We start from the raw sequence: 12308 nt of genomic DNA, 5'->3' as shown, positions 1-12308 counted from the left end.
TCCTGTTTGAGATGAAGATGGGGTTGCTCCCCATACTTAAATTATAGACGATTTGAAAGAACGGCGCAGGGAGGGAGGAGGGCTCAGCCCAGAAACATCGTGAGGATTTCGTAGAGCATCATCGCCAGCACCGCCGTGAAGGGAACGGTGGCAAACCAGGAAACGACGATCTGCTTTACAATATTGAGGTTCAAACTGGCCAGGCCCCGCGCCAGCCCGACGCCGATCACCGAACCCACCAGGGTGTGCGTGGTGGAAATGGGGAGCCCCATCTTGGAACAGACCAGCACCACGGTGGCCGCGCCGAACTCAGCGGAAAATCCGCGGGACGGAGTGATTTCCGTAATGCGTTTGCCCACGGTTTCCATCACCCGCGCTCCCCAGATCAGCAGCCCAAAAACGATACCCATCCCTCCCATCGCCAGAATCCATATGGGCATCTCCACCTTCATTTGGATTTCCCCGTCGTTCAAAATGGACACCACCGCGGCGAGCGGTCCCACGGCATTGGCCACGTCGTTCGCGCCATGGGCGAAGGCCACGTAGAAGGCCGTGATGATCTGCAAAAATTTGAAAATGTGTTCCGTGGTCTGGAACTGGCGGTTGATGTCATCGGCAGGAGGCACCGCCACTTTCTCCACCAGCGATTTCGCGATCACGAAAGCAATCCCGCCCACGATCAGCGAAATGGTGAGGGCCCGGGTGAACCCCAGGTTGAGATGGAGGTTTTTGAGCCCTTTGTACACCATGGAGTTGGCGAGGATCACAAAAACCAGGAATACGAGAAAAGGGACAACGCGCTTGGCGGAAGCAACGGCATTGTGCTTGTCGAAAATCTTGACGGTGATGAACCGGAATATCAGGAAGGCCACAATGCCGCCCATTACGGGCGAGACGATCCAGCTCAGCACCACGGAGCCGACCTTGGCCCACTTGACCGCCACCATGCCCCGAGCCACGAGGCCGAACCCGACCACCGCACCGATGATCGAATGCGTGGTGGATACGGGCCATCCAAGATAACTTGCGACATGGAGCCAGATGGCCGCCGCCACCAGGGCCGCGATCATGCCCAGAACGAGGTCCATGGGCTCATCGGCAAACAGAGCGGGATCCACCATCCCCTTGCGCACGGTGTCGGAGACGTGGCCGCCCACCAGCAGTGCCCCGGCGAATTCCGCGACGGCGGCGACCAGCACCGCCTGCCGGAACGTGAGCGAACGCGCGCCCACGCTGGTGCCCATGGCATTGGCCACATCGTTTGCGCCGATGTTGCAGGCCATGTATACGCAGGCCAGGATGGCGAAGGCCAGTAAGAACGTGCCTAAATCCAAAAGGCTCTCTCTCCCCTATGGGTTTGGAATGAATCGGGCCAGGTTATTTGGCCAGGAAAATACGCAGGACTTTGCCGATCTGCTCGGACCTGTCGGCAACCCCGCCCAGCTTTTTGCTGACCTCGTTCCACAACAGGAGGTCGGCGGAGTTCAACTCTTCACCCTGCGCAAACAGGGTCTTGGCAAACTGGAACTGTTTGCGGTCGGCTTCCCATTCCAGCTCAGCCAGCTTGTGACAGCCCTTTTCCACTTTTTCCGCCTCCATCCCTCCGAACGAGGCTTCCAGCAGCGCGTTCAATTCATGAATCAGGTCACAGCTTTTCTGGGCAATGTTTACGACGTGGTTCACCAGCTCCATGAGCGGTTCCTTCATGGGTTCCGTAGTTTTGAGATTCCTGATACGAAGCAGGACCGCCAGATCCTCAACCGCATCGGCGATGTCGTCCTGGGCGGACAACAGGTGCAGAAAGTCGCGCCGGTCCACAGCCAGAAAAATCCCCTGCGGCAGGTGGTTGCGGATATCGCTTTTTATGGTGTCCGCCTCGTGCTCCAGGCGCACGATCTTCTCCGACATCTCCCCCACCTTGTCAAATTGCCCTTTCAACTGCGCATCGAATAGAGGGTGGACATGATCCACACAGGAGCGAACCATTTCCATATGGCTGACGAGGGGTTTGAACGGAGATTTCGCGAACATCGAAAGGATGGAACGCATGGCAGACTTCCTTTATAGAAGAAGGATTGATGACTGCTTAACAGCTTATATCATTTTGGCCCGGCCGGATCAATGCGCCGTTTTCAGTCCAACAGGCTCTCACCCCATCAACATCCGCCACTGTTCCAGGCTGTCAATCTGAAGATAGGTATTGGTTTCCCTCACTTCCCCCAGGGGAGCGTTGTCCTTGCCGCCGTAATTGTGACCGGGATACAGAACCACCTCGTCCTGAATTTTGGTGAGCCGTTGGGTGAGCGTTCGGTACATCTCCTCGCTGTCGCCACCGGGCAGATCCACCCGACCGCATCCCTGCAAAAACAGCGTGTCCCCGGCGATCAGGTAATCCTTCACTCGGAAGCACTGCGAGCCCGGAGTGTGGCCCGGCGTGTGCAGAAAGGAAATATCAATGGAGCCCACTTTGAGCGTGTCCTCGCTGTCCATTTTCTTCATGTCGCTGTCCGAAATGCCGGTCACCTGACGCACGCCGTCCGCCTCGTGCTTGTTGACGTAGACGGGAACCGGACTGCGTTCCATCAACTCCGGCAGGCCCAGGATGTCCATGCCGAAAATGTGGCCGCCGACGTGGTCGGGGTGGTAGTGCGTGATGAGCGCGCCCTTGAGCGTCATGTCGTCTTCCGCCACGATGTCGAGGAGGGTGTCGATGTCCCACGCCGGGTCCACCACCACGCACTCGCGGGTCTGGGCGTCGCCCAGCAGGTAAACGAAATTGGCCATGCTGCGTGCCGAGCTGTCGTAGCGTGCGAAATCGACTCCCGAAAGAAGTTGCCGGAAATAAAATGGATTGTTATCACTCAACGGAGCACCTCCGGTTGCGGATTCATTGGAGAATCTGGTTCAACAAATTAGCGAGACGAACCCCTGCTTTCTTTAATTGCATTGCCACCACCTCCCGGCCTTTTTCAAGATAGCGTCGGGTCAGGCGTCCCTCCCGGTCCTTCGACAGGGTGTACCCATGATGAAGAACCAGGTTGCGCGACTCGTTGGTCCAGGCCACGGGATCGCCGCCGCCCCACAGCGCGGCTTCCTGCGGCGTCAGTCCCTGATTCAACAAGCGGGCATATTGTAACAGAGATCGTCCGCCGAGGGCGATGAGCCCGCTGTCCCACAACGCGTGCAGATTGGTATGGCGGTTGCCGGTGCGGACGTCGATTTCGTTGCCACCGCGGTCGCGGGCGTTGCCTACGTGCATGGGCTGGTGGACATCCGCCACCAGATGCACCAGGAACCGGAGTGCTTCGTCCCGCTCGTCCTGCGGGCGGGTGCGGTCGGCTAGAATCCCCCGGTATTCCCCGATCTTTTCAGTAACACAATTGCGCCGCGGGCAGTCACGGCTTTGAAGGTACTCCCGTTCGCCCTCGGCGATATTGGTGTAGTGGAGCAAGTCCGGCGCACCCGGTTTTTTCTTGATGTAATCGGCCCAGTTGGCAATGGAGGCGAGATGCTTTATATTGAATTCGCGTTGGATGGTATTGCGAACGTCCGGTTCCAGCCGCAGTTCCGCCAGATGGGCCACGATACGATGGCCCTCCGGCCCCCACGCCCAACCAGGCGCCGCCATCCCCGCTACCGTCAGGAGGATCCCGGTGAACAGCCCCAACCATCCTGTCCCGTTAAACCTGTTCATGCCACTGTTTCCCTGAATTCAACAAGGAGTCCCATGAGCCATGCCTATCATACCATCCGATTCTGGGTCGTTATTGTCCTGCTTTCCCTGATGCTGGGTGTGGCCTGCATTGTGATGGGCTGGGTGGACCGCTCCGGGAACCTGTCGCATCGGGTTTCTTCTTTGTGGGGCCGCCTCCTGTGCCGATGGAACGGGATCGACGTCGAAGTGGAAGGGCTGGAACACCTGAAGTCCGATCAGTCACAGATTTTAATTGCCAATCACCAGGGATTCTTCGACATATTCAGCCTGTCCGGCTATTTGCCCCTGCAGCTGCGCTGGGTGGCGAAGGCGAGCCTGTTCAAAATTCCTTTCGTGGGATGGTCGATGCGCGCCTCGGGCTATGTCCCGGTCGAGCGTGAAAGCCGCAAGAAAGCACACCAGGCGTTTCTCGCCTCGATCGAAAAACTGAAAGAGGGAAATTCGATTGTTATTTTTCCGGAGGGCACGCGGTCTCCCGACGGGGTGATCGGTCCCTTCAAAAAGGGAGGGCACCTGATGGCAGTGCGCGCCAAGGTCCCCATGGTACCCGTGACCCTCATCGGCAGCGGCCGCATCATCCGCAAAGGCAGTGGTATTATCCGTCCAGGTCCGATCCGCATCATCATCGGCAAACCGGTGGAGTATGAGGAAATTGCCGCTAAAAAGGAGGAGTCGGTGCTGGAGGGGATCCGCGCGACCATTTGCGAAAATTACCGCCTCCATGCCCCGGAAACCATTTTCCAGACGCAAGCGGCGGAAAACCCGCCGCATCCATCTGCTTAGGATTTTTCTTTCTGGATGAAGGCCCAAACGTCCTTCGGATGCTCGCGCAGGTCCTCGATGTCGTCCCAGATGGCGCGGATCATTCCGGTCTTGTCGATCACGAACGTGGAGCGACGGATCTTTTTGACCATCTGGCCCATGTCGTCCTCTTCGTAAACCACCCCGTACTTCTGGGTCATTTCCTTTTTCTCATCCGACAACAGGGTGAAGTTCAACTGGTAAACTTCGATGAATTGGCGGTGGGACTGGACGCCGTTCCAGCTGATGCCCATCATTTCCACTTCCTTGGTCTGGAACTTGCGGTTGTAACCGTTGAGCGAAACCATCAGGCGCGTGTCTTCCGGGCTCGCATCGAAGGTGTAAAACACCAGGATGACCCACTGCTTGCCTTCGAAGTCCTTGAGCTTGATGGTGACGCCTTCCTCGGCGGAAGGGCTCGTGGCCCCGGCCTTGTACCCGTAAACCGCGGGCAGTTCAAAATTAGGGGCCCTGTCCCCTACCTCCAGTTTGTCAGCCATGAAAGCCTCTTTTGTTGGGAGTTCAAAAATCGGGAGAGTTACTTCTCGCCGAATGCATCTTTCAACAGAGGCTCCACTTCCCCCTTGGCTTCCATTTCATCGAGGATGTCCGTGTCTCCATAAAACTTGCCGTCGATGAACACTTTCGGCAAGGTCGGCCAGTTGGTCAATTTGTTGAGGGTTTCCCGTTTCTGCATGTTGTCGAGCACGTCAATCACCTCGAACGGGTACCCGTACTTGTCGAAAAACTGGATGGTCTCGACGGTGAATCCACAACGCGGCGCATGGCGGGTGCCCTTGCCGTAAATGAGGATTTTGTTTTCTGCAATTTCTTCTTTGATTTCTTCTTCGAGATTGTCCGACATATCGTCTAACTCCAATGTACTGAGAGGGGGTTGAATAAAAAGTTTCCTGTTGCTTATTGTATCACGGGGTCGCGGTTTTGATCTCCGCGGCGTGCAGGCGTCCATCCTGCATGGCAGGATTCAGGCACGACTGCACCAGACGGTGACGCTCCATCACATTCTTGCCCTCAAACTCCTTCGAGGTCACGTGAATGATGTAGTGGTCCCGCATTCCGGTTTTGTCCATGCACTGAACTTCGGCGTCGGGGATGGTATCGGTCACCAGTTTGATCAGGTCGGGAACACTAATCATGAAACCACCTTTCCTGAGGGAAATGAGTTACTGAAATTACGGCTTGAACGCTCGTGTTTTGGATTCAAATCATACCCGAAAGATTTAATTTTTTCACCCCCTGCGGCAAGCTTCAGGGCCCCCCCGGGGAGAAGCCAGTAACCCATTAAAAATCAACGATTTAATGGAGCTTCGGGGCGCCTGCAAGATCCAACTGCCGGTTGGCCCCGGCTGCCACATTCTGCTATAATGGTGAATCGATTGGGTGGTTTCAGAATCTAAATATTAAAACCCGGTATTTAATTTAAAGGGAGTAGGGGCAATGACCAAAACCTCGGAATTCATATCCATTACACCGAAAGCGGCAGAGGAAGTCAAGAAGCTGATCGAGGCTGAGAACGATCCTAAAATCGGGCTGCGTCTCGGCGTCAAGGGCGGTGGTTGCTCCGGCCTGTCCTACGACCTGGGCTTCACCCCGAAAGATGACGGGGATACGGAAATCGACTATGGGGACTTCAACGTGTTCATGGACCCCAAAAGCCTGATTTACCTGAAAGGCATGCAACTGGACTACCAGGGCGGCCTGCAGGGCAAGGGTTTTGTGTTCGTCAACCCCAACGCCAAGTCGGTGTGCGGTTGCGGCGAGTCGTTCTCCCTGACCTGAGCCAGGTTTCCCGGACCCATCGGTCCACCCAAAGCGCATCCGGTTTGTGCCGATGCGCTTTTTTTCTTGTAGAATGATTCCGGGCGCATGGCCTTCGCGGCCCTTCGCGCCGGGTTCCCGTTTCACCTTACCATCCGGTTCCATCATTATGAAAACCGCCGTCTCCGTAGCTGAAGAATACAAACAGTTGCGCGAATCCCTCGCCTGGTTTGTGATGGATGACTGGTGTCTGGCAAAGGCGTCCGGCCCGGACACGTTGAGCTTCCTTCAGACGCAGACCACCAATGACATGATGAAAATCGAGGTGGGGGATGGGGTGGACAATGCCGTCACCGACCGCAAGGCGAGACTCCTTGCCAATTTCTCCGTGCACCGCGACTCGGAGGAATCCGTCCTGCTGCTGGTGGAAAGGGCCCAGCGTGACCGCTTGATCGACACGCTCGAAACCTACCACATTCGCGAAAAGGTGGAATTCTCGAAAGATACCGCGTGGAACCGCCTGCTCGCCGTTCAGGGACCCAAAAGCCCGGTGGTCCTGGACGATTTGACGGGCGAGGTGACCAACCTGATGAAGCACAACGACATCAAAACGGTGTCGTTTGAGGGCCAAAGAATCGGCCTCATCAGCCGCAGCCTGACGGGCGAGGATGGCTTCGTGCTGGCGTACCCTGAAGAGATCGAAGAAAAGTTGGTCGCCAGACTTCAGGAAGTGGGAAGCGAATTCGGGATTCTGGCCATCGGCGCGGAAACGCGCGAGGTGTTGCGCATCGAGGCGGGCATCCCGGCCTACGGCAAGGACATGGACGACCGCCAGATCCTGCCTGAGACGGGACTGGAACACAGCGCGGTGAGTTACTCCAAAGGATGCTACACCGGGCAGGAAGTCATCGCGCGCATCAAGACCTACGGTTCACCTGCGTTCGCGCTGATCGGTCTGACCCTGGAAGGCGACACTCTGCCCCCCCGCGATTCGGAGATCAGGCTCAACAATAAAAAGGTCGGCACAATCAAAAGTGCCGTGTTCTCCCCGCACCTCGGAAAAAACATCGCGCTGGCCTACATGCAGAAGGAACGCCGTTCTCCGGGGCAGACGTATGAAGTGACTCTGGGCGGCGAACCGTACACGGTGAAGACCGCGCTGTTGCCGTTTTACCAGACCAAAGGCCGGACGGAACGGGCGGAAACCCTGCACAAGCAGGCACTTGAAATTTACAAAAAAGAAGAAAACCTGGACCAGCCGATCGCGCTTTTACGGCAGGCCATCGCTCTCGACCCCAAGTACGCCGCGGGATACGAGGCGCTGGGCGTCATGCTGTCGAAACAGAAAAAGCTCGACGAGGCCATTTCGCTCATGAAGCGACTGGCGGAGATCGACCCCACCGAGATCATGGCGCACACCAACCTTTCGATCTACTACATGGAACAGGGGCGCATTGAAGAAGCGGAACAGGAAAAGGCGGAGGCAACGGCTCTCCAGTTTGAAAAAATGGTCGAGGAAAGTCAGGCCAAAAAAGCGCGAGAGAAAAAGGCGGAAGCCGACCAGGCCGAACGGGAGCGTCAACTGGAGATGTTCATCAAGGTGCTGGGCATCGATCCGGAAGACCAGGTCGCCAACTTCGGGCTGGGCTCAATTTATTACGACACCGAACGGTACGAGGAGGCGGTACCACCGCTCCAGACCGTGGTCAAACATTACAAGGATTATTCCGCCGCCTACCTTCTGCTTGGCAAAACGCTTGAGAAATTATCCAGGAAGGAAGAAGCCGCGGAAGTTTACCAGCAGGGCATCGCCGCGGCCTCCAAAAAAGGGGACCTCATGCCCCTTCGCGATATGCAGAACCGCCTCAATCAGATTCGGCATTCTTCCGAATCCTGAAGATCCAGATACTCCAGCAAATCGGCCCCCGGTTGCATCACCCCTTTGTTCAAAAGACCCTGAGTGATATTGACCCCGTGATCCATCAGAAACCAGAACCGCAGTAAAATTTTCTCCTCCACCGTGGTCTGGGTGTCTTCCCAGTCCGTTTGCGACTTGTGCTTATCCAATCCCTGCACAAGCTTGTCGGGTATCGTGAGCCGCCGTTTTTTAAGGAACACATTGAAACCATCGACCAACATGGGCCTGAATTCTTTACGGCTGATCTTGATGAGTTCGGAAACACTGGGATAGTTTTCCTGATGATACTGGAAGAATTTTAGCTTGTAGTACTGGTGAACGGTTTCCAGCCGGAAATAGCAGTGCAGGTCCACCACCTCCGGCCCGTAAACTTGCACCAGGAAGCGACGGATGAGAGACTTTCCCGTCTTAAGCAGAAGCTTGTTGAGGCGGCCACGATCAAACAAGTGGATGCGCACCGTACTCAGATGCTTCACACATTGATTTTGGATATCGAGTTGAAATGAGGCCGAACGGGGCGGAACGCGGTACCAGTAAATTTCATCCCGCGCTACTTGCAGGGCTTGCCTGTAGGATTCGATGATCTGGTGGTTGTTGGCCTTTTTGGCCTGCCGCGCAATTGTGTAGGCATTTTCCTTGGAAAACCCCAGCTCCACCAACTGATCCTGAAATTCGCGTCGCGCCCCCATCAGGTAACCACCGCGTTCCTTGATATGGTCTTTCGCCTTGCTCACTCCACGAAGAGCCAGGCTCACGTCACGGGGAACCAGCGTGAGGTTGAGCGATTGTGCGAACTGGTGGATCTCTTCCAGTGTTTTGTAATTCAGCTTGTCGATGTAGAGAAATTTCTGGATGTGCCGTTCGTGAAAACCACACTTTTCAAAAATGCGGATTTTCTTGTATTTGACTTCCTCCCAATACTTGCGGGTTCCTTCCTTCTTGGTGAACTGGTTTTCGATCTCCGACCGCGCCTTGAAAAAATAACTTCGCAGCAAATACCATTTCGTCTTGATGGTCGATTCGATGATCCATTTGTATTTGGGTGTCAGCACTGTCAGCTTGGGATCGTCGAGCAGTTGTATCTCGCCGGTCTCCAGAATGTATTCCAGCAGTTCCAGATGACGCTCAAGCAGGATCGGATTGACCACCTCGACGAACTTGCGGAAGATCGTTTTCCAGCGGTAGGGATCCAACTGGCTCTGGTTTTTACCGTTGCTCTTGAATTGGGAAAGACGTCGCCGGATTTCCAGCATTCCCTGTTTTTCGAACTGCTGGAACAGCTTGTCGCGGGCAATGATGTCACTGATCTTGATCTGCTTGAGGCGGTTGATCACGTTCGGCGTCTGCCGCGCGATTTCCGCATCCAATGCGGTGTAGGATTCCGCATCTGAGAAATACACATCTGCCAGCAAGGCGTAAACCTTGTCGAGCGACAGCGTTGTTTTTCTGGATAGTTTTTTGTATTTGTCGAAGTCGAGATTTTTTGACCCCGCCTGGCAGGAGCGGATGTCATTCAGGTAGGTGCGCGCCTGACGAAGCTCTTCGTCCTGAACATAGGGGTCATTGATGACGCGCAGGAACAGGGTTTCGGCGCGTTGGAGATCGCGTTTGGAAAGCAGCTCCAAACCCTGGGTGAGGGGGTCGAATACAAACATGTGGCCATTACCGGCCCGTCAGCAAATCACCCTTCCTCCATTCATGACCGACCTTGCTGTAAAACCGCCCCTTTCCCTCAATCTTTTTGGGGACGATGCACATTGCAGGAATTCCAAACGGTTGCAGTAAATATAAAAATCCCAGGTGGTCGAAAGTTTAACAGGAAGCGTGATATTCAAAACAGGCATTGTAGAAAAGTTTAATAAGGGCAACACGTTCAAGCAAAAAGTACCGCGTTGCCGCATACCTCATTTAAATTAGGATGCAATCCATGCAAGCTGGATTTCTTTATTTGCCGGATTTTCACAAAATCCACCACAGGTTCATTTCATACCTCGAATGAACACCCATATATCGATTTTACACGGGAACGGGGGGGCGGGGTCAATAGCCTGGTGGAAGGTCTGCCGGATTAACCCGTTTGGGCGGTAGAGAGTCAGCGGTAAACCAGATCATGGAAGGGAGTGACGCCTTTCTGGCCGTTTCTTTCTTTGTTGCGACCGTTCCAGATGGCAAAGGCGATGGCGGTTTTGCCGCCCACGAACTGGGTATCGTTGGTGTCACCGGTTTGAAGCGAGCGTTTGAACACCACGGCCCATCGGTTGTTGCTCCAATTGCCGTAGCCGTCCACGTTCTGCTCCGCCTGAGTGGTGAGTGTGCTGAAGCCTTCGGCATTGAGGTCTTCCACCGGAGAATGGCGCATTGTGTTGTCGGAAAGAATATTACCCGTCGCACGGCCCGGATTGTAAACCCCTTCGTTTTTCCCCATTCCCGAATCGATGAATGTTTGCCGTTCGCTGAAATGCTTGTGGCGCTCGTCGGTCAGTTTCAAGCCTTCGTCCGGTTCATAGATGTAATAACTTCCGGAACCCATTGCCATGTAATGATACTGGTCCTCGATGTCCTGCATCATCTCGTTGCCGGCCTGGCCCGCACCTTCTTTATCCCACGTTGCTTTCCATTGCCAGATGTTGACAGGCTCCCCCTCCGCGCCCATGGTGAATGGCGGTACCGGCCCCTGCTGATCGACAGGAAACATCAGGGCGGCCTGGTCCCGGTACTGCTGGGATTGCACGAGGATATCGTTGCGGGTGGCATCCACCCATTCCAACCGGATGGCAATGTGCTCCTCATTCACCGCGGCCTGCACCATGACCCATTTGGTGGACGGATTCGGCCACATTGGATTGGTGATCATCTGAGGCATCAAGTCGATGATTTCGGGCTTGGGCTGGTCACCGGTACGGGACCAAAACGGATCGGATGGGTTGAGGGGGATGGTTTTTTTCAAACGGAGGGCTTCTATGGTGACCGCCCCGGCCGGGGCGACCATCAACAGAAGAAGGAAAAAACAAAACGCCCACACCAGGGCCTTCAAACTTGCCATAAACCTCTCCGGACGGAGCGAATGGTATATAGGCAGTTCACCGGTTTGGATAACCGGGTTTACTTGACCGGTTCACACTCCGCCGGAGCGTTGGCGATAAGGTCATTTTCCATACTGTAGGACAACGAACGGTATTCGGGCTCTTCCACCTTGATCGGCTTCACGTCGAGAAGAACACATTCGTTATGAATGAAAAGCGACATTATATCGACCAGGTCCTTATACAGTCCCCGTTCCGCCTTGCGGGCCGTAAAAATGGAGAAAAGCGGTGTCCACCGGCCGAGGTGGTTGCGCAGAAATTTTTTCACGCTCTGGCGGACGATCGCAATCTTTTTCTCATCGTGATCGTTGGTGATGCCATAAGCCTCGCGGAAACACAGATAGCCCATGAAGGCAAGCTCCACGGCGATATGGTCCACGCGCTCCTTGCCCCGGCTTTTAGGGAACTCGAAGCCGAACGTTTCGTAAAAGCCGCCCAGCTGGATCAAAACGTCGGTTTGGGACTGAATACCGCCTTCGGTGCCGTACTGCATTTCATAAGGGGGACATTCCTGGGAGACCGCGTGACCGAAAACACGGACATATTCCTGTTGCACCTGTTTGAGAGCCATGCGCGGCAGGTATTTACCGAACCGATTGATTGCTTCCTTGGCGGTGCCCCAGTCTTCTTCATTGAGCAACAATACATCCAACGGTTCCAGCAGGGATTTGGGGCGGAAAAACTTGCGGTTCCAAGGGTAGCTGAACGCATTGGACAGAATATCGTAGACCCGGCCGCGGGCGAGGTGCAGGGAAATCCGCTGTTCCTTGATTTCCTCAAGGCTCCCCGTTTCCCCGAACTTCAGCAGGATCTCGTCTTGTTGCTTCTTGCTAACTTCTTTGGTCTCGGCCATGGGGTTTTTCTCCCTTTTATTTTAAATTCCACCCCGGAACAGGGCATAGTGCCCTGTTCCGGAGCGGCAGATGATACCCGACTTAGAACGCACCAGGATGCTCTTCGGGCCGGACATAGAAAGGTTCTTCAACCGTGACACGGATGATCTCCTTACCCT

The 12308-nt window shown here is 55.1% G+C and carries 13 protein-coding genes; 3 read left to right on the top strand and 10 right to left on the bottom strand.

What is annotated here, in order from left to right; genetic code table 11:
* Nucleotides 1–83: 83 nt before the first annotated feature.
* The 4 genes from ACTRXA_RS13110 to ACTRXA_RS13095 form a co-directional block, all read right to left on the bottom strand.
* A complete protein-coding gene (locus tag ACTRXA_RS13110; protein WP_442427620.1) occupies nucleotides 84–1334 on the bottom strand; it encodes an inorganic phosphate transporter in 1251 nt (416 codons plus the stop codon).
* 43 nt (nucleotides 1335–1377) lie between these two features.
* Nucleotides 1378–2049 carry a TIGR00153 family protein gene (locus tag ACTRXA_RS13105; RefSeq protein ID WP_442427619.1) on the bottom strand — a complete coding sequence of 224 codons (672 nt, stop codon included), beginning with the start codon at nucleotides 2047–2049 and terminating at the stop codon, nucleotides 1378–1380.
* Nucleotides 2050–2148: 99 nt separating this feature from the next.
* The gene (locus ACTRXA_RS13100; RefSeq protein WP_442427618.1) at nucleotides 2149–2865 is read right to left on the bottom strand and encodes an MBL fold metallo-hydrolase; all 717 of its coding nucleotides are present in this window, start codon (nucleotides 2863–2865) and stop codon (nucleotides 2149–2151) included.
* A 22-nt stretch (nucleotides 2866–2887) separates the two neighbouring features.
* On the bottom strand, nucleotides 2888–3694 hold the full coding sequence (locus tag ACTRXA_RS13095; protein WP_442427617.1) for a S1/P1 nuclease: 807 nt from the start codon (nucleotides 3692–3694) through the stop codon (nucleotides 2888–2890).
* A 33-nt stretch (nucleotides 3695–3727) separates the two neighbouring features.
* Here ACTRXA_RS13095 and ACTRXA_RS13090 point away from each other — a divergent pair, with 33 nt between their 5' ends.
* The gene (locus ACTRXA_RS13090) at nucleotides 3728–4498 is read left to right on the top strand and encodes a lysophospholipid acyltransferase family protein (protein WP_442427616.1); all 771 of its coding nucleotides are present in this window, start codon (nucleotides 3728–3730) and stop codon (nucleotides 4496–4498) included.
* Here the strand turns inward: ACTRXA_RS13090 and ACTRXA_RS13085 are convergent.
* The 3 genes from ACTRXA_RS13085 to ACTRXA_RS13075 all read right to left on the bottom strand — a co-directional run bounded on the left by ACTRXA_RS13085 (nucleotide 4495) and on the right by ACTRXA_RS13075 (nucleotide 5673).
* Entirely contained in the window at nucleotides 4495–5016 is a 522-nt protein-coding gene (locus ACTRXA_RS13085; protein ID WP_005009278.1) for a peroxiredoxin family protein, read from the bottom strand. The genes ACTRXA_RS13090 and ACTRXA_RS13085 overlap by 4 nt on opposite strands.
* Before the next feature lie 38 nt (nucleotides 5017–5054).
* Entirely contained in the window at nucleotides 5055–5381 is a 327-nt protein-coding gene (locus ACTRXA_RS13080; protein ID WP_442427615.1) for a glutaredoxin family protein, read from the bottom strand.
* Between the two features lie 61 nt (nucleotides 5382–5442).
* Entirely contained in the window at nucleotides 5443–5673 is a 231-nt protein-coding gene (locus ACTRXA_RS13075; protein ID WP_005009276.1) for a BolA/IbaG family iron-sulfur metabolism protein, read from the bottom strand.
* Nucleotides 5674–5974: 301 nt separating this feature from the next.
* On the opposite strand from ACTRXA_RS13075, the gene ACTRXA_RS13070 reads away from it, so the two are divergent.
* Together ACTRXA_RS13070 and ygfZ are read left to right on the top strand one after the other, a co-directional pair.
* A complete protein-coding gene (locus ACTRXA_RS13070; protein ID WP_442427614.1) occupies nucleotides 5975–6316 on the top strand; it encodes a HesB/IscA family protein in 342 nt (113 codons plus the stop codon).
* A 148-nt stretch (nucleotides 6317–6464) separates the two neighbouring features.
* Nucleotides 6465–8192, top strand: coding sequence for a CAF17-like 4Fe-4S cluster assembly/insertion protein YgfZ (gene ygfZ / locus ACTRXA_RS13065; protein ID WP_442427613.1), 1728 nt, complete (start codon nucleotides 6465–6467; stop codon nucleotides 8190–8192).
* Here the strand turns inward: ygfZ and ACTRXA_RS13060 are convergent.
* The 3 genes from ACTRXA_RS13060 to ACTRXA_RS13050 all read right to left on the bottom strand — a co-directional run bounded on the left by ACTRXA_RS13060 (nucleotide 8165) and on the right by ACTRXA_RS13050 (nucleotide 12149).
* On the bottom strand, nucleotides 8165–9868 hold the full coding sequence (locus ACTRXA_RS13060) for a hypothetical protein (RefSeq protein ID WP_442427612.1): 1704 nt from the start codon (nucleotides 9866–9868) through the stop codon (nucleotides 8165–8167). The genes ygfZ and ACTRXA_RS13060 overlap by 28 nt on opposite strands.
* A 437-nt stretch (nucleotides 9869–10305) precedes the next feature.
* Complete coding sequence (locus ACTRXA_RS13055) at nucleotides 10306–11256, bottom strand: ethylbenzene dehydrogenase-related protein (protein ID WP_442427611.1); 951 nt, start codon at nucleotides 11254–11256, stop codon at nucleotides 10306–10308.
* A 59-nt stretch (nucleotides 11257–11315) separates the two neighbouring features.
* Nucleotides 11316–12149: a TorD/DmsD family molecular chaperone gene (locus ACTRXA_RS13050; RefSeq protein ID WP_442427610.1), complete on the bottom strand. Its 834-nt coding sequence runs from the start codon at nucleotides 12147–12149 to the stop codon at nucleotides 11316–11318.
* Nucleotides 12150–12308 lie beyond the last annotated feature (159 nt).

The organism is Nitrospina sp. P1_D6 (assembly GCF_052156615.1).
Lineage (GTDB): Bacteria > Nitrospinota > Nitrospinia > Nitrospinales > Nitrospinaceae > Nitrospina.
The sequence above is the reverse complement of the archived record's forward strand: the minus strand, read 5'-3'. Positions and strand labels throughout refer to the sequence as shown.